The sequence below is a fragment of the Armatimonadota bacterium genome, assembly GCA_017993055.1.
In the GTDB taxonomy this organism is placed as follows: domain Bacteria; phylum Armatimonadota; class UBA5829; order DTJY01; family DTJY01; genus JAGONM01.
Genome location: JAGONM010000007.1, coordinates 20,652 through 38,348, shown reverse-complemented (window position 1 = coordinate 38,348; position 17,697 = coordinate 20,652). Strand labels below are relative to the sequence as shown.

General features: G+C 63.2%; 17 protein-coding genes. All 17 read left to right on the top strand.

The window, feature by feature from the left end; translation table 11 throughout:
- The 17 genes from KBC96_04445 (at position 1) to KBC96_04365 (ending at position 17,697) form a co-directional block, all read left to right on the top strand.
- Positions 1 to 552, top strand: coding sequence for a hydrogenase maturation protease (locus tag KBC96_04445; protein ID MBP6963640.1), 552 nt, complete (start codon positions 1 to 3; stop codon positions 550 to 552).
- On the top strand, positions 552 to 2,225 hold the full coding sequence (locus tag KBC96_04440; GenBank protein MBP6963639.1) for an NADH-quinone oxidoreductase subunit C: 1,674 nt from the start codon (positions 552 to 554) through the stop codon (positions 2,223 to 2,225). Before KBC96_04445 ends, KBC96_04440 begins: the two co-directional genes overlap by 1 nt.
- A gap of 15 nt (positions 2,226 to 2,240) precedes the next feature.
- Positions 2,241 to 2,771: a 4Fe-4S dicluster domain-containing protein gene (locus tag KBC96_04435; protein ID MBP6963638.1), complete on the top strand. Its 531-nt coding sequence runs from the start codon at positions 2,241 to 2,243 to the stop codon at positions 2,769 to 2,771.
- Positions 2,768 to 3,289, top strand: a complete 522-nt coding sequence (locus tag KBC96_04430) for an NADH-quinone oxidoreductase subunit B family protein (GenBank protein ID MBP6963637.1) — start codon at positions 2,768 to 2,770, stop codon at positions 3,287 to 3,289. Before KBC96_04435 ends, KBC96_04430 begins: the two co-directional genes overlap by 4 nt.
- 63 nt (positions 3,290 to 3,352) lie before the next feature.
- Positions 3,353 to 4,837 carry a hypothetical protein gene (locus KBC96_04425; protein MBP6963636.1) on the top strand — a complete coding sequence of 495 codons (1,485 nt, stop codon included), beginning with the start codon at positions 3,353 to 3,355 and terminating at the stop codon, positions 4,835 to 4,837.
- 75 nt (positions 4,838 to 4,912) lie between these two features.
- On the top strand, positions 4,913 to 6,910 hold the full coding sequence (locus KBC96_04420; protein MBP6963635.1) for an oxidoreductase: 1,998 nt from the start codon (positions 4,913 to 4,915) through the stop codon (positions 6,908 to 6,910).
- 13 nt (positions 6,911 to 6,923) lie between these two features.
- The gene (locus tag KBC96_04415; GenBank protein MBP6963634.1) at positions 6,924 to 7,820 is read left to right on the top strand and encodes an NADH-quinone oxidoreductase subunit H; all 897 of its coding nucleotides are present in this window, start codon (positions 6,924 to 6,926) and stop codon (positions 7,818 to 7,820) included.
- Between the two features lie 4 nt (positions 7,821 to 7,824).
- Positions 7,825 to 8,484 (top strand): NADH-quinone oxidoreductase subunit K, encoded by a 660-nt coding sequence (locus tag KBC96_04410; GenBank protein ID MBP6963633.1) that lies wholly within the window; start codon positions 7,825 to 7,827, stop codon positions 8,482 to 8,484.
- A gap of 39 nt (positions 8,485 to 8,523) precedes the next feature.
- Positions 8,524 to 10,083 carry an oxidoreductase gene (locus KBC96_04405; GenBank protein MBP6963632.1) on the top strand — a complete coding sequence of 520 codons (1,560 nt, stop codon included), beginning with the start codon at positions 8,524 to 8,526 and terminating at the stop codon, positions 10,081 to 10,083.
- Positions 10,083 to 10,454, top strand: a complete 372-nt coding sequence (gene hypA, locus KBC96_04400) for a hydrogenase maturation nickel metallochaperone HypA (GenBank protein MBP6963631.1) — start codon at positions 10,083 to 10,085, stop codon at positions 10,452 to 10,454. The genes KBC96_04405 and hypA overlap by 1 nt, the downstream gene beginning before the upstream one ends.
- Positions 10,423 to 11,091 (top strand): hydrogenase nickel incorporation protein HypB, encoded by a 669-nt coding sequence (gene hypB / locus KBC96_04395; protein MBP6963630.1) that lies wholly within the window; start codon positions 10,423 to 10,425, stop codon positions 11,089 to 11,091. Before hypA ends, hypB begins: the two co-directional genes overlap by 32 nt.
- Positions 11,043 to 13,319, top strand: a complete 2,277-nt coding sequence (gene hypF, locus KBC96_04390; protein MBP6963629.1) for a carbamoyltransferase HypF — start codon at positions 11,043 to 11,045, stop codon at positions 13,317 to 13,319. The genes hypB and hypF overlap by 49 nt, the downstream gene beginning before the upstream one ends.
- Positions 13,319 to 13,540, top strand: coding sequence for a HypC/HybG/HupF family hydrogenase formation chaperone (locus KBC96_04385; protein MBP6963628.1), 222 nt, complete (start codon positions 13,319 to 13,321; stop codon positions 13,538 to 13,540). Before hypF ends, KBC96_04385 begins: the two co-directional genes overlap by 1 nt.
- A complete protein-coding gene (gene hypD / locus KBC96_04380) occupies positions 13,527 to 14,627 on the top strand; it encodes a hydrogenase formation protein HypD (protein MBP6963627.1) in 1,101 nt (366 codons plus the stop codon). The genes KBC96_04385 and hypD overlap by 14 nt, the downstream gene beginning before the upstream one ends.
- Complete coding sequence (hypE, locus tag KBC96_04375) at positions 14,624 to 15,634, top strand: hydrogenase expression/formation protein HypE (GenBank protein MBP6963626.1); 1,011 nt, start codon at positions 14,624 to 14,626, stop codon at positions 15,632 to 15,634. The genes hypD and hypE overlap by 4 nt, the downstream gene beginning before the upstream one ends.
- 88 nt (positions 15,635 to 15,722) lie before the next feature.
- The gene (locus KBC96_04370) at positions 15,723 to 16,514 is read left to right on the top strand and encodes a creatininase family protein (protein ID MBP6963625.1); all 792 of its coding nucleotides are present in this window, start codon (positions 15,723 to 15,725) and stop codon (positions 16,512 to 16,514) included.
- Between the two features lies 1 nt (position 16,515).
- A complete protein-coding gene (locus KBC96_04365) occupies positions 16,516 to 17,697 on the top strand; it encodes a DegT/DnrJ/EryC1/StrS family aminotransferase (GenBank protein MBP6963624.1) in 1,182 nt (393 codons plus the stop codon).

Below are 17,697 nucleotides of genomic sequence, written 5' to 3'. Positions count from 1 at the left end.
ATGCTGAGAGACGATCTGCGGAGGATGATGAAGGGGCGAGTCGTCGTCGTGGGAGTCGGAGATTCCAGGCGGGGTGATGACGGCGTCGGTCCGATGATGGCCCGGTTGCTTGCCGAGGCGGGTGTCGAGGATGTGATTGACGGCGGCCCGTCGCCCGAGATCGAAACCTGGAGGGTGCGGGAATCCAAGCCGGACAGCGTGCTCTTCATAGATGCGGCCGATGTCGGCGGAGAGCCGGGAGAGGCGGCTCTGCTTCTGCCCTCGGACCTGCGAGCGACAGGGTTCGACACGCACCGTGCGCCGCTGAAGCTGACGATGGAGTATCTGGAGAACGAACTCGGCTGCGAGTGCTGTCTGCTGGCGGTCCAGCCGCATGACGTGCGCGAAGGCGCTTCAATGTGCGCGGAGGTGGAGCACTCGGCGGGCAACCTTGCGGGCATCCTGGTCTCGTGTCTGAATGCAGGTGTTCGAGCAAGTCGCGGTGAGGCAGGGGTCGAGATTCTCCCCCGGCCCGGGTACGGCACTTCATCTCCTGATTGGAGAGCAAGCTAATGGAACGCCACGGTTTTCTGATGGATTTGGCCACGCATTTTCCTGATGTCATGCAGGATGTAGATGAGCATGTCAAGGATCAGTACGTGCTGACCATCCCCCGGGACGAACTGCCGATAGTGGTCAGGCGGGCGGTGAACCAGCTCGGAGCGCGGTTCGTGATCAGCGTCGGCACCGATATGCGCCCGCGGGGCGGCGCCTTCAGGGTTTCGTACATCCTCTCCTTCGACAAGGACAAGACGTTCCTGATCCTGCAGTCCGAGATACCTGAGAACGACCTCAAGGTTCCTTCCATCACGCCGCAGGTGCCGGCGGCCGACTGGTCAGAGCGGGAGGCGTATGACATGCTCGGGATCGTGCCCGAGAACCACCCGGACCCGCGCAGGCTCATCCTTCCGGACGACTTCCCCGAAGGCATCCATCCACTGCGGCGGGAGTTCGGCTACAACGACCGCTTCCCGTCAGAGCCTGGGAACGCTCCCCCCAGAAAGGAGGCCCCAGAAGGGACGACCGTCGTTCCTCTCGGCCCATTCTACCCGACGCTGGAGGAGCCCGCTTACTTCCGGCTCTTCCTCGACGGCGAGCGGGTCATCGGTTCGGACTACCGAGGGTTCTACAACCACCGCGCCGTCGAGAAGCTTGGCGACAGCGAGTTGAACTACAACCAGGTGCCGTTTGTCGCCCAGCAGATATGCGGGATATGCGGGCAGGTTCACTCGTGTGCCTACTGCCAGGCCGTCGAGGACGCCGCCGGCATTGACGTGCCGATGAGGGCCAAGTATATCCGCTCGATACTCCTCGAACTCGAACGGCTGCACAGCCACCTGCTCTGGGTCGGGCTTGCCGGACACATCATCGGGTTCGACACCATACTGATGCAGGCCTGGCGCATCCGAGAGCCGGTCATGTGGCTCATGGAGCGCGTCACCGGCAATCGCAAGCACTACTCGTCGAATCTCGTCGGCGGGGTGCGATTCGACATTGACGCCGATGCGGCGGACGATGCCAGGCGCGTGCTCGACAAGGTGGAGCAGGAGTTCAAGGCCGTTGTGGATGCCGTAGTCATTGACACCACGATACTGGCTAGATTGAAGGGTGTTGGAATCCTCACCGAGGAGGAGGCCCGCAGTCTTGCCGTAGTCGGACCGGTTGCGCGTGGCTCTAACATACCTATTGATGCGCGCCTGGACCACCCGTACGCCGCCTACGCCGAACTCGGCGTTCAGATTCAGGTGCAGGACGGGTGCGATATCTGGGCGCGCACTCTCGTGAGAGTTTTCGAAATATTTGAGTCCATCCGGCTTGTGCGGAAGGCGCTCGACGACATGCCCGCCGGACCTCTCATGGCCGAGATTGACCTTAGCCCGCCTTATGGCAAGGTAGGCCTCTGCTCAGTCGAAGCCGGTCGGGGCGAGGCTCACCATTACGTCCTCACGGGTGACGAGAACCGCCCGTATCGCTGGCGCGTCAGGGCGCCGACGTTCCAGAACCTGCAGGCGGTCGGTTGCATGATCAAGGGCGAGCAGCTCGCCGACGTTCCGATCGGCATCGGCAGCTACGATCCGTGCTTCTCCTGCACCGAGAGGGTGGAGGCGCTCGACGTGAACACCGGCGGCATCAGGATCTACTCCAGGGAAGAGCTCGAGGAGATGTCTAGGCGCGGTGGGCCCTGAAGGAAGTAGGCTCATATGTTCAAAGCGAAGCTCAAGGAAGCAGTGATATGTTTCGGCGCGGGCCGCGTGACTCTCAAGTATCCGTTCGAGCCGGCTGCCGCCCCGCCGAAGTTTCGTGGCAAGATCGAGTTCGATGCCCGCAAGTGCATCGGATGTGGCGGCTGTGCGAATGTCTGCCCTCCGAGGTGCATCGTCATCGAGGACATCGGCGAGGTCTCCAGACTCGCGTTCCATCTCGACAGGTGCATCCAGTGCGCGAGGTGCTATGAGGTCTGCCCGGAGCAGGCCATCTGGCCGACCCAGCAGTTCGAGACCGCGACGCCCGACAAGTCGGACCTCGAGTCCGAGATGACTCTGTGGATGTCGAGTTGTCAGCGGTGCGGCAGGTGTTTCGAGATTGACAATGCGATAGACAAGTTCCACAGCAAGCGGTGGCGCGGACGCGGGCCGGGCGCGGAAAACGAGCGTGGCACGTTCCCGCTCAAGCCGCCGCTTGACTTCATTCCGGCCGGGCCGCTCGTGCGGGGTGAGGAGGACGGCTCATGATCGGCGGGTTCTGCAAAAGGATGTTTCCCAAGTCGCTCTGGCTCTTTCACACGAACTGCGGATCGTGCAACGGATGCGACATCGAGGTGATAGACGTGCTCACGCCGTACTACGATGTCGAGCGTTTCGGAATGAAGCTGATCGGAAGCCCGAGGCACGCCGATGCTCTTGTCGTCGCTGGTGGCGTCAGCAGGCAGGTCGCTCCCGCGCTCAGGCGGCTCTATGAGGCGACCCCAGATCCCAAGGTCGTCATCGCCGTCGGGGCGTGCGCCGTCGGAGGCAACATCTGGTTCGACACGTACAACATCCTCGGCGGCGTCGATACGGTTATCCCGGTGAACGTGTACATCCCGGGGTGCCCTCCGAGGCCGGAAGCCATCGTGTACGGCGCGGCGCTGGCCCTCGGCCTCGTTCCCAAGAAGGTCGAGCCGCGTCACGAGGCGCATCTGCCTCCGGGCTTCGATCTCGAGGAGCACATGAGGGTCTGGCAGGACCGGCCTGTCATGACGCGCGGTTGACGTTTCGCAAGGACGAGGCTTCGTCCGAACCGCACTCCGGGCCGAGAGAAGGAAGAAGCGGATATGCAACCTTTGGCAATCGCTGTGGTGGCTGTTCCATTTCTGGGAGCGCTGGTCGGCATCGCCGTCAGGGACCGCGGGGCGAAATACGCGGCTGCGGTCTTCTCGCTGGTCGCCGCGGTTTCGGCGGTGGTGCTGGCGTGGCGGTTGCCGGTCGAGACCCGTCTGTTCGGGGCTATGCCCTGGCTCGGTGAAGGCGCATCGAAGGGCCTGTTCGGCTATCAGCTCGATCCTCTAGCGCTGGTCATGCTGGTCGCGTCCACTGTGATCGGCGTAGCCATCGTCGTGTACTCCGGTGGGTACCTGTCTCCCGGAAACCGCGATCACGCGGTCCACGGCGGCCAGGCGCGGTACTACTTCTGGCTGATGCTCTTCATCGGTTCGATGGCGGGGATCGCGGTTTCGCCGACGCTCCTGCAGCTTCTGATCTTCTGGGAGATGACTACGCTCTGTTCGTGGGCGCTGATCTCGTTCTATGACAACGAGGAGAGCCTGAAGGCGGGATTGAAGGCGCTCATATTCACATCCTTTGGAGGATTGTTCTTCATCGGCGGGCTCGTCTGGGTCTTCGGTGCGACCGGCTCGATGGGGTTCGACGCGCTCGGGCTGATGATGCCCCAGGTGCGTGCCGGGGCGTTCGCGTTGTTCATGATCGCGGCATGGTCGAAGAGCGCGCAGATACCTTTTCACACCTGGCTGCCGGATGCGATGGCCGCTCCGACGCCCATCAGCGCGTACCTGCATGCCGCCGCGATGGTCAAGGCGGGGGTCTTTCTGATCGCCAGGCTTCTTTCGGCGGGATGGGACCTTCCGGCCGGCATGGGATTGGTTCTCTCGATAGGCGCGCTCATCACGATGTTCGCGGCGCTCTACCTGTACTTCTTCCAGGACGATCTCAAGCGGTTGCTCGCTTACTCTACGATCGCTCAGCTTGCATATATCCTGCTCGGGCTAGGCATCGGGGCCCTCGGGGCCTCGATAGCGTATCGGGGCGCGGTGCTCCACATATTCATGCATGCCTTCGCCAAGACGACGCTGTTTCTGACCGTCGGTACGGTCGCCTACGCGACAGGGACACGGAGCATATCGAAGCTCTCCGGCCTCGCGTCCAGGATGCCTCTCGCAACTCTCGCTTTCTTCGTCGGAGCATTCGCGCTGACCGGCATACCCCCCTTGGCCTGTTTCTGGAGCAAGATGTATGTCCTTGCGGGCGCTCTTCAGGTGCCGGGAGCGTTCGGCCCGATCGCCCTGACGCTCGTGTTGATCGAAAGCCTGATCTCGTTCGGATGGTTCCTCTGGATCGGCCAGCAGGTCTTTTTCGGCAGATCGAAAGAGGCGGTGGTGGCTGTCACCCACGAGGCAGAGGCCGAATCGGAGCTTCATGCCTCCGCAGCCATGAACTGGGTGCTCGCGACTATGGTCCTGCTGACACTGCTCGCCCCGTTCGCCGGGATGCCGATGGTGGCCAGGCTCGTTGGCGTGCCGTGATGACCGTGGCGAGTTCCTGTGTCGGGACAGGAGGTCAACTCCTGACCCAACATTGGGGCTTGATGAGGTGGACGTATGATATACACTAACGTCGGACTAGCGTTCCTTGTCCTTTTGGCGGGTTCGCTGGCGGTCGGCTCAGCCCGCTCGTGGAGGTCCGGCGGGTGGGTGGCGGCGGCGTTCGTCGCCACCGCGACGATTCTCGCCTGGGCTGATGGCTTGAAGGTGCTTGTGAATGGGCGCGCGGTCGAGGGCTTCGTGTTCGCTCTACCCGGTTTCGGCAGCCAACTGGCGGTTATGCTCGATCCTCTCGGCGCCGGCTTCCTGATGGTCATTACCGCCGTGTCGCTGATCGCGACCATCTACTCCGTCGGTTACATGGGGTTCTACAAGAAGGAGAGTCCGCGCAGGTTCTACTCGCTGCTCCAACTCTTCATCGCGGGGATGATCGGTGTCGTCGCCGTCGCGGACTGGCTCTTCTTCATTGTTCTATGGGAACTGATGACCCTCGCCTCGTATTTTCTGGTGACGTTCGAGCGCTCGGACCCGCGAGCGGTTCGGGCGGGGTTCAAGTACTTCATCATGACGCATGTCGCCACCGCAGGATTGCTCGTTTCCGCGATTGTTCTCTGGAGCGGGACCGGGTCGTGGTCGTTCCAGGCGCACGGCGAAGGTCTCGGAGCGCTGTCGGTGGCGATGCGCGGCTTCCTCCTCGCGCTGTACCTGATCGCGTTTTCCACGAAGGCAGGCATCTTCCCAATGGGCGACTGGCTGCCGGATGCTCACCCCGCGGCGCCGTCGGGAGTCTCCGCGATTCTCTCCGGCGTGATGATCAAGCTGGGCGCATACGGAGTCATCCGCGTGTTCTGGGACGTGCTGCCCGGAGTCGGAACCGCGTCCGAACTGACGACCTGGGGTTTGGTGATCGTCTTCCTGGGTACCCTCTCGGCGTTCGTGGGAGGCGTCACCGCGATGAAGGAGAACGATGCAAAACGGCTTCTTGCATTCTCCAGCATCAGCCAGATGGGCTATATCTTCCTTGCGCTCGGAATCGCGGTTGCATTCTCGGTAACGCCGGGCATGTCGCTCCTCGTCATGCTGGCCCTTCTGGCGGCCGGTTTCCACATCCTGAACGATGCGATCTACAAGTCCCTGCTTTTCATGAACGCCGGCTCGATCCTGTACTCTACCGGCACGCGCGACATCAACAAGGTTGGTGGGCTGGCGGTGGTGATGCCGGCTGCGGCGGCGGCCGGACTCGTGGGCGTCGCGAGCCTGTCGGGCCTTCCCCCCATGAACGGATTCGCATCCAAGTGGCTGATCTACCAGGCATCCATTTCCGGAGGGATCAATCTGTCACCTCTGATCGTCGCGGCGGTGGTCGCGTTCTTCGTAGGGTTGAGCACGTTGGCCTATTCGCTCAAGTATTTCAACATTGCATTCCTGGGGAAACCCGCCGCGTCCTCGGGGAAGGCGGTGCCCATACCCCTCACGATGACGTTCGCGCAGGTCGTGCCCGCGCTGGCCTGCATACTGATCGGTCTCCTGCCGTTCAGGGCGATCGGTGCTGTCTCCTCCGCGATGAGCGTCCCGTCCGCAGACATGTTTGGAATCGGCAGAGTCGGCGGTCTGATGACGGTGGCCTCGGGCGGGGCGGTGTCCGCGATATGGAGCCCGATCGTGCTGTTTGGTCTGTTTCTGATCTTCTTCGTGCTGGCCGAGGTGCTCCGAGCTTCCGGCCGCGCGTCTATGCGGGTCGTATCGAGCTGGTACGGCGGCGAGGAGCACCTTGACGACGAGGTACGCTTCAGGGCGAAAGGGTTCTACTCGCCGTTCAATGAGGCCTTCGCTCATGTCTACCCGCGCCTGGCGATCCCGCGCCTACCAAGCCTCGGGCGGATTCGGGCCGCGCTCGATCTCGACAAGTGGCTGTATGGCCCGGCGCTCCGCGGGAGCGGAAGGTTCGTGGACAAGGTCAGCCGCTCACACATTGGCGTGCCGCAGATATACATGATATGGCAGGTCGCGGGGATGATAGTCGTTGTGGCGCTGCTGTTTGCGCTCGTGAAGTAGTTCGGAGGATGCCATGTCCGTTCAAGTACTGGTGATAAACGGCGCGATAGCCCTGCTGGCCGCCCCAATGCTCGATGGAGTGGCCCGGAAGGTTAGGGCCGTCATCCATTCGCGCAAGGGGCCGCCGATCGTCCAGCCTTACATTGACATCTTCAAGCTGCTTGGGAAGGAAGACCTCCGCTGTACGCCGAGCCTGGTGTTCAGGTACGCTCCCGCCGCGGCTCTGGCGGCGTTTCTCGTGGCGGCCGTACTCACGCCGATGGGTGTGGGTGCCGATGCGGCTCCGGGCGACATGGTCACCTGGATATACTTCCTGACGCTGGGTGCGGCGGCGGTCATCCTCATGGCGGCGGCTTCCGGCAACCCGTTCGCCCAGACAGGGGCGGCCCGCGAGATCATGATGCTCCTCTCGGTCGAGCCGATCGTCGTGGCTGCGCTCATCACCGCCGCAGTAAAGAGCGGCTCGATGCGCCTTGGGGAGATGGCTGCCTGGAACTCGGCCAACGGTCCTTCGCTCTCCATGGCGGGCGCAGGAGTGGCGCTGTTCCTCGCGCTCCAAGCGACGATGGGCCGGCTTCCCTTCGACATCGCCGAAGCCGAGAGCGAGATCGTGGATGGTCCGATGGTGGAGGTAAGCGGTCCGAATCTCGCGCTCATGAAGATCGCTCTCCTCGTACGCCAGCTCGTGTATGCGTTCATCCTGGTGCAGTTGTTTGTCCCTTGGCCCGCAGTCGCTGTCTGGCCTCTTGCGGTTCTGATTGCTCTGCTGAAGGTAATCGTACTGTTCGTCCTCGCTGCAGTCGTCGAGGCGGTGAGCCCAAGGCTTCGCATTGACCACGCGATGACCTACATGAGCAGAGTCCTGTTTGTGGCGCTGGCGGCCCTCGCCTTCGCCGCGATCGGAGTGTGAGCGTATGGTTAATCCTGATCTTGTTCATGCACTCAGTCTGATAATGATCTTCACGAGCTTCGCCGCCGTGGAGGCAAGGAACCTCCGTCACGCGACGATCGCCTACCTCTTCCAGGCGCTGCTGATCTGCGGGCTGCTGACCGCGTACTCGCCGCTTAACACCGCTCTGCTCTATTGGGCGGCGACGGCTCTCGTTACAAAGGCGGTACTCGTCCCGTGGTTCCTCTGGCGCGCGACTGCCGGGGCGGAGCAGGAGACGAAGCCCATCATCGGATTCGGTGTGTCGGCGGTCCTACTGATAGCTCTGCTCGCGGTGATGTACAAGCTGACCCATATGCACGCCGGGGTATTCATCGGCGTCGGCGGGGAGTTGGGTGAGATCGCGCAGACGAACCTTGCCGTTGCGTTCACCGTCTTCATCCTCGGAATCTACGCGATACTCACCAGGCGCGATGCGATCAAGACGGTAATCGGCCTGTGCTTGCTGGAGAACGGTGTGCATCTGAGCTTGGTCAGTCTCGCTCCGACGATGGAGGAGACTGCCCTGGCCGGCATTGCGACCGAGGTTGTCGTGACCGTCTACCTGCTGCTCTACATCATCGGCGGCATCAGGGAGAAGTTCGGCTCGACGGACACCCATCAGCTTTCCGAACTGCACTGGTAGCCGCTGGACGGGTCGTCTCGTCATAGAGAGGTGTGCGATATGCCTGCTGAAACAGCATCGAACCTGCCTGTCTGGCTGCTGGCGCTTCCGTTGGCGGCCGGAGTCCTTATACTCGCGCTCGGGCGGTTCTCCTCGGCGCTCCGGGAGGCGCTGGCACTGATCGGCTCGTCCGCTGCGCTGGTCGTCGCGTTGCTGATCGGGAGCCGGGTCCTGAACGGTGGGGTGCTGACTGCAGTCAACAGCCAGTTGTACGCCGATGCTTTGAGCGCCCTGCTGGTCGTGCTCGTCTCGGGCATAGGCTTCATCGCCGTGCTCTACTCCATGAAGTATATGCGCCACCAGGTGCAGGAGGGCGGACTTCCTCACACCACGACTGTTGGGCGGTTGAGTGCCTATTACGGCTGGATGATGCTCTTCATCGGTACGATGCTCTGGGCGTGTGTCTCCAACAACATCATCATGCTCTACGTGGCCGTAGAGGCAAGCACGATCGCGAGTGGACTGCTAGTCGCGTTCTATTGGGACAAGCGGTCGCTCGAGGCGGGCTACAAGTACCTTATGCTGCTGACCGTCGGCATCACGTTCTCCCTCTTCGGCTGTGTGCTGGTCTATGCGACGGGCGCGGGCCTGCTCGATGGTCACCGCGCCCTGATGCTCTCGCAGTTGAAACTGGCGGCCAGCTCCTTCCCGAGAGCTACGGTTGTACTTGCCTCGGCGTTCCTGATCGTGGGATTCGGGACGAAAGCGGGGGTTGCGCCTTTCCACCCGTGGTTGCCGGACGCCCATGCTGAAGCTCCGACCCCCGTCTCGGCACTGCTGTCGGGAGTGATGCTAAAGGTGGCGATATACGCCCTGGTCCGCACTGTAACGCTCTTCTACCCCGCGTTTCCTCCGATCGCTTCATTCCTGCTCGCGCTGGGCGTGTTCACCCTCGTGATCGGCGACCTGATGGCGCTCGCGCAGGACGATCTCAAGCGTATGCTTGCCTACTCATCGGTGAGCCAGATCGGCTACGTGCTGATGGGGTTTGGCGTCGGTACGTACCTAGGCATCTACGCCGGGTTGTTCCACATGCTGAACCACGCGATCGCAAAGGCCCTGCTCTTCCTCTCGGCGGGTTCGGTGATCTACGCGACGGGAGCACGCAGGATATCCGAACTCGGCGGTGTGGCGAAGAAGATGCCGATCACCGGGTTCTGCTTCCTTGTCGGCGCGCTGGCGGTGTCGGGGATTCCTCCGTTCAACGGGTTCCAGAGCAAGCTGGCTCTCTTTGTCTCCGGCACCGATATCCACGCTTGGTGGGCCGTCATAATCGGGATCGCCGCCAGCCTGGTGACGCTGGTCGTCCTCGCCAAGGCGGCGAAATCGGTCTTCTGGGGCGGTGAGAGCGCGGCGGTCTCGGCGGCCTCCGTTCGTGAATCCCCGCTGTCCGTGACTGTCTCGATGGTCGTACTCGCGCTGCTCTGCCTCCTGATAGGGGTATATCCTCGCGCTGTCTATCAACCTCTCAAGGCCGCGGCCGAGGTAGTGCAGAGCGTCGGCTCCAGGCAGCCCGCCATGACCGCGACTATGCATGGTGGATCGGGAGCTGTGCCCTGATGCACGAACTGACCGCAACGAAGAGCATTCTGGATATCGCTGTGGCGGAGGCCGGGCGAGTCGGCGCGCGCAGAGTCACGAGAATCTGCATCAAGTCCGGTGAGTGGTCCACATTCGACCCGGATTCCATCGCGTTCTACTTCGGTATCGTGTCGCGCGGCACGGCGGCCGAAGGCGCCAGGCTAGACGTGCAGATGCTTCCGGTCAGGTACCTCTGCGCCGAGTGTGAGATAGAGTATGAACCTCTCGACGGTCAGTTCGCATGCCCTCAGTGCCAGGCGGGCAAAGGAAAGCTCGTCGGCGGAAGAGAATTCTACGTTGATTCCATTGAGGTAGAGCATGCGGATACCGTTGGCGCGCCGAGTACTTGACGAGAACGATCGGTCCGCCGAAGCGCTTCGGAAGCGTTTCGCCGACGCGGGGCTGCTCGTCGTCAACCTCATGGGGTCGCCGGGAGCGGGCAAGACCAGTCTGGTCGAGGAGACGATTCGGCGCGTGGCCGGTCGGTTCAGGGTCGGCGTCCTCGAGGGTGATATCGCCACCTCTCTCGATGCAGACCGCATCTCACGGCTCGGCGCTCCGGTGGTTCAGATCAACACGGGCGGCGCGTGTCACCTCGATGCCCGCATGATCGGCAAGGCGCTGGAGTGCCTTGACGTCTCGTCCCTCGACGTACTGCTCATCGAGAACGTTGGGAATCTCGTATGTCCCGCGCAGTTCGATCTCGGAGAGACGGTGCGGGCCGTCGTCTGCAGTCTTCCCGAGGGTGACGACAAGGTCGCCAAGTATCCGGGGACGTTCAGCCTCGCGGACAGTGTCGTGCTGAATAAGCTCGACCTCGCGGAGTACCTGGAGTTCGATCTGGCGCTCTTCAGGCGAACCCTCGCGGAAGTCAACGCCGACGCGGAACTGATCGAAGTCTCATGCTCGACCGGCGCGGGTTGCGGGAAGTGGCTGGAATGGCTGGAGTCGAAACTGAGTCACGGGCAAGCCGGAGATTGCGGATAACCGTAGCGGGTACCGTTCAGGGCGTCGGCTTTCGTCCTTTTGTATACCGCCTCGCCGGACAGCACGGGCTCTCCGGCTGGGTCAGGAACGTCGCCGATGGCGTGCTGATCGAGGTGGAGGGCGACGAAAGCGCGCTTCGCATTTTTGCCGAGGTCTTGCGAACTGACGCCCCGACGCTCGCGTCCGTATCCGACTCGACGGTCGTGACGATTCCCGCCGAGGGTGGCACAGGCTTCGCGATCCGTGAGAGCATCGAAGGCGCCGATATTCGCCCGATAGTCCCTCCCGACATCGCTACCTGCCCCGACTGCCTCTCGGACATGACATCGCCTGCAAACCGTCGGTACGCGTATCCGTTCACGAACTGCACTAACTGCGGCCCGCGTTTCACGATCATCGAGCGCATCCCCTACGACCGCGCGGGCACCACGATGTCGGGCTTCCGGATGTGTCCGGACTGCGAGACGGAGTATCGCGACCCGCTCGACCGCCGGTTTCACGCCCAGCCGAACGCGTGTCCCGTCTGCGGACCGCATCTGATCCTGGATGGCGTGAGGTCAGCCGAAGACAGGGAAGTCGTCGCACAAGCTGCCGACCTGCTCCTTGCGGGGAGCGTTCTGGCGATCAAGGGCCTGGGGGGATTCCATCTCGCCTGCGACGCCCGCAGTGACGAGGCCGTGAGCGCGCTTCGGACTCGAAAGGGTCGCGTCGGCAAGCCGTTCGCGCTGATGTGCCTTGATCATATTGAAGCGCGAAGAATCTGCGTGGTTGACGCGCCATCGGAGGCGCTCCTGCTTTCCCCCGAGCGGCCGATTGTCCTTATGCCCGCCCGACACGGAAACGGGATATCCCATTTCGTTGTGGAAGGCAGCTCCGACCTCGGCGTCATGCTCCCGTACACCCCCTTGCATCACCTGCTTCTCTCGGCTGGCCCGCCGACGCTCGTGATGACGAGCGGCAACCTCTCCGAGGAGCCGATCGCCCACGAGGATTGCGATGCCGCGCGGCGGCTGAGGCACATAGCCGATCACATCCTCGCCCACGACAGGCCGATCCACGTCCCCTGTGACGACTCCGTGATGAGGGTGTTCGAGGACGCGCCGATGCCCATCCGCCGCGCGAGAGGCTTCGTGCCTAGGCCGATCGATCTCGGAGTCGAGATGCCGCAGATCCTTGCGTGCGGCGGCGACCTCAAGAGCACCTTCTGCCTGACGAAGGGCAGTCTCGCGGTGCTCAGTCAGCACCTGGGCGATCTGGAGAATGCGCCGACCCTTGACCATTACGAGCGGATGGTCGCCCACTTCCGCCGGTTCTTCGATTGTGAGCCTGAGGTTGTCGCGCACGATCTTCATCCCGACTACCACTCGACCCGGTATGCGGAGTCCTCGGGGATCGCCCGGCAGATTGCCGTTCAGCACCATCACGCGCACATCGCAAGTTGCATGGCTGAGAACGGTCTCGAAGGCCCGGTGATCGGGGTCGCGTTCGACGGTACTGGATACGGCGCGGACGGCCGAATCTGGGGCGGGGAGTTCCTTGTCGCCGACAGCCGCGACTTCCGGCGCGCGGCGCACCTGCAATATGTCCCGCTTCCGGGTGGCGATGCGGCGGTCCGCAGGCCGGGAAGGATGGCTCTGTCCTATCTGCTAAGGGCCTGCGGCCCGGATGTGGCTGTGCAACTGCTGACCCCCGAGGAGGTCCGGGTGGTCGCGGCGCAGATCGAGCGTGGGGTCAACTGCCCGCTCACCTCCAGCATGGGACGGCTGTTCGATGCCGTGTCGGCGCTGCTCGGCGTGTGCAGAGAGGTCACCTACGAGGGGCAGGCCGCTATGGAACTCAAAGCCGCCGCCTCCGGCCCGAGCGAGGGTGTATATCGTTACGACCTGTCCCGTGATGGCGGGCCGATCCGAGTTGACGTTCGGCCGATGATCCGCGAGATCGTCGAGGAGGTTGCTCGCGGAAAGCAAGTGGCGGGCATCTCCGCGAAGTTCCACTCGACGATCGCCGACATGACCGTACGGGTATGCTCCGCCCTGCGCGATCAGACCGGCTTGAGCCGGGTCGCCATGAGCGGCGGCGTGTTTCAGAACGTGCTGCTCCTCGGCATGGTCGCGGAGCGGCTTCGAAAACGAGGATTCGAGGTCTTGATCCACAGGCTCGTCCCCTGCAACGACGGCGGGCTCTCGCTCGGACAGGCGGTCGTGGCCGCCGGGAGGTGCATGCGCTGATGTGTCTGGCAGTCCCGATGAAGGTCGTAGGGATCGAGGATAACACGGCCCGCGTTGAGCAGGACGGCGTGTCCAGGAACGTTCGCGTTGATCTCCTGGGAGGCGTCGTGGTCGGCGAATACGTCCTCGTCCACGCCGGGATTGCCATCGAGCGCGTCCGGCCCGAGGAAGCCGAGGAGACGCTTCGACTCATGAGGACACTCGGCGATGAAGTACGTTGAGGAGTTCCGCGATCCGGACACGGCCCTGCGCCTCGCTGATGCTATCCGTCGCGCGCTTCCTCGCCCGATGCGGCTCATGGAGGTCTGCGGCACGCATACGATGGCGATCGCACGGTCCGGCATCAGGCGGCTTCTCCCCGACTCCCTGCGGCTCGTGTCCGGCCCGGGCTGTCCCGTCTGCGTCACTTCCCAGACCGAGATTGACCGCTTCATCGAGATGGGCCGGTCGCCTGATACCATCCTCGCCACGTTCGGAGACATGATTCGCGTCCCGGGAAGCCGCGTCTCCCTGGAGCAAGTTCGGGCGATGGGTGCCGACGTGAGGGTGGTCTACTCGCCGCTCGACGCGGTCACCGTCGCGTCTGAAAATCCGGATCGGCGCGTCTTGTTTTTCGGCATCGGATTCGAGACTACCGCGCCCGCGGTCGCTCTCTCGATTCTGGAGGCGGACAAGGCGGGACTAGACAACTACCTCGTGCTCGCGGCTCACAAGACGATCCCTCAGGCGATGTCGGCGCTGTCGTCCGACCCGGAGGTCGCCGTTGACGGTTTCATCTGCCCCGGCCACGTGACCTCGGTCATCGGCAGTCGCGCGTATGAGCCAATCGCTAGTAAGTGCGGCATCCCCTGCGTCGTCGCGGGCTTCGAGCCGCTCGACATTCTGCAGGCCGTCTTGATGCTTGTCCGGCAGGCGGCGGAAGGTCGCTCCGAGGTCGAGGTTCAGTACTCGCGGGCTGTGAGCGGGGGTGGCAATCCGGCGGCGTTGCGGTGCATCCGAGAGGTCTTCCGTCCGTGCGACGCCGAGTGGCGCGGGCTGGGTGTGATCCCCGGGAGCGGTCTCCGCCTGCGTTCCGAGTTCGCCGCATACGATGCCTCGCGGTCGGGAGTGCAACTCCCGGCTGATCGGCAGGTCGGGAGCGGTGAGTGCGAGTGCGGCGCGATCCTCAAGGGTCTCAAGTCGCCTCGCGAATGCGCGGCGTTCGGAAAGCCGTGTAGGCCGGAGCGTCCCCTCGGGCCTTGCATGGTATCGAGCGAGGGGGCCTGCGCCGCCGAGTACAGGTACTCCGATGTCGAGGTGACGCCGTGAGTGCCGATGTGATCCTGCTCGCGCACGGGGCGGGCGGGCGAAAGAGCGCCGACCTGATACGCGATCTGTTCCTGCGCCATTTCGGCAATCCCGCGCTCGACCTGATGGGCGACTCGGCGGTCATCGAGTTTCCGGGCCGAGTTCTGGCCTTCACCACCGACTCTTTCGTCGTGGACCCGCTCTTCTTCCCGGGCGGCGACATCGGGAGGCTCGCAGTCTGCGGCACCGTGAACGATCTGGCGGCATCGGGCGCGCGACCGATCGCACTCAGCGCGGCATTCATTCTTGAGGAGGGGCTCGAGATATCCGTCCTTGAGCGGGTGGTGGGATCCATGGCCGATGCCGCGGCCGAAGCTGGCGTCTCAATCGTCGCCGGCGATACCAAGGTCGTGCCCAGGGGATCGGCCGATCGCGTGTTCGTGACCACTTCGGGTGTCGGAGCGCTTCCCGAGGGGCCTCATCCCTCGCCGGAGAAGGCGAAGCTAGGCGATGCGGTGATCGTCAGCGGGACGATCGGCGATCACGGCATGGCGGTTATGACCTGCCGCGAGGGGATCAGGCTCGATTCCGAGATCGCAAGCGACTGCGCGCCGCTGGGCGTGCTCGTCGCCTCGATGGTGGACGCCTGCCCGGAGATTCACTGTCTGCGCGACCCGACAAGGGGTGGGTTGGCCGCGTCGCTGAGCGAGATCGCGGCGCAGTCGGGCGTGTGCATCGAGATAGACGAGCCGGCGATCCCGGTGGACGACGGTGTCCGCGTTGCGTGCGAACTCCTAGGTATTGACCCGCTTCATGTGGCGAACGAGGGAAAGATGCTGGCGGTCGTGCCGGCCCTGAGCGCGGAGAAGGTACTGGAGGCGATGCGCCGTCATCCGTACGGTGAGCGCGCCTGCATCATCGGGCGCGTGCTTGGATCTCCGCCGCGCAGGGTGCATCTGCGGACCGCCCTGGGCGTCGCGCGGATTCTCGACATGCCCTCAGGCGATCTCCTGCCAAGGATATGCTGATCGCCGAGCTTGGACGGCCTTCCATTCAGGGTGCTATACTGGCGTTCGGGCGGGAGCGACATAGGGACTAAGTCCCCGGGGGTAACGCATGACAATCGCAAGACCGATGCTGAACATGACCGTGGAGGAGATCAGAGAAGGGCTCGAACAGACCCGGACGGTGGTTCTGCCCGTCGGGATATGCGAGCAGCATGGCTACCACCTCCCGGTCAGTGTTGACCTCCACAATGCCTCCGAGATCGCGCACAGGACCTCGGAGAAGACCGGGTGCTTCGTCGCGCCGCCGCTGCCGTATAACTTCTCGGGCGGGATGCTGCCCGGCACGATCAACATCAGCCCGCAGGTCTTTGGTATTCTCCTGATGGATATCCTTCAGAGCCTCACCTTGCAGGGCTTCAGACAACTGATCATCCTGCTGGGCCACGGCGGATCGGAGAGCGTCGCCGCCGCCAAGGATGCCGCAGAACAGTTCCAGCGTCTTCGCCCGGAGATGCCCGGCGTAACGGTGTCGGTCGTGCCGTTCTGGGAACTCTCGCCGACCTACATGGAATGGTTCGCGCGGGGCGACTACCACGCCGGCATGGCGGAGACCTCGCTCATGCTCTTCTGGAAGCCGGAGTTGGTCAATATGGACGAGGCCGTCTACGACGACGATGAGATTCTCACCGTGATGAGGGCGGACCCCGATGCCTATGCCCGGAAGCTCAAGTCCGTTGATACGGCCTTCGTCGTGCCGCGGATCGCGCAGGACCCGAGGGTCAAGGTCGGCGTCATGGGGTTCTTCGACGGCGCGAACGCTGAACTCGGGCACAGGATAGCGGACGAATGCATCGCCGGCCTGGCAGATCTCATCGCCGAACTGGAGCCAACGGGAGAATAGCATGGCAGACGACAAGCTGCTTGAACAGGAGGAGCAAACCGGGCGCACGTACAGAGGCAATGAGATGGTATACCTCCGGGAGGTGCTCGAATCCGGGCGTCTCTCGAGTCTCAACGGCGGCGCCTTCGTCCCGCGATTCGAGGAAGCATTTGCAGAGCTCCTCGGCGCAGAGTATGCCGTCGCCATCAACACGTGCATGAGCGCCCTGCATGCGGGAGTCCTCTGCGCCGGGGCCGGGCCTGGAAGCGAGGTCATCTGCGATTCGGAGTTCATCTTCGGTTCGATGGCCGTCCTGTACAACAATGCCATACCGGTGTACGTGGACCTGGACCCGGTTACGCACAACATGAACCCCGATGGCATCGAGGCGGCGATCACGGAGCGAACGAAGGCGATCATTGTCACTCACGCATGGGGACTGCCCGCCGAGATGGACCGCATCGTCGAGATAGGACATCGTCGCGGACTGCTCGTGATCGAGGACTGCGCGGAGTCGCTCCTCGCCGACTACAAAGTAAGATACACCGGCGCGTGGGGAGACATCGGATGCTTCAGTTTCCAGGCGAGCAAGCAGTTGTCCCTCGGCGATGGAGGCATGGCTACGGCGAATAGTGAGGCGCTTCAGACGAAGATCGCCTCGCAGGCGGGCGCGCCGACCTTCAAGTCCGTCGCATACGACCTGGACTTCAACTACCGGATGAACGAGCCGACCGCTGCGGTGGGACTTGCCCAACTCGAGGTCATGCCTGCCTTCATTCAGAGGCTGAGAGCAAACGCGCGCCACTACGACGACGCGGTGGCCGGCTGCCCGTGGATCGTTCTCCAGCGCGGTCCCGAGGGGTCGAATCACTCGTTCTACCACTGGGCGGCGACCTTCCAGGGCGGCGATGGCGATCTGGCCGAGTTCAGGAAGGTGATCGAATCTGCCGGATTCGATTCGGTTTCGGTCGGCTACACCGGCAAACCGGCATACAAGCATCCGGTGATCGAGGAGCGTCGGGCTCATGCTTTCCACTGTCCCGAGAACGCGGGTCATTCCGGGCGATACGACGAGGGGACGTGTCCCTTTGCCGAGCGCATCATCCCGCGGCTGCTGCTCGCATACGTCGTAGAGAGCGAGGAGTCCGCCAAACGCGAGGCGGAGAAGCTGAATGCGGTCATCCGGGAGTTTGGCGGAAGTTGA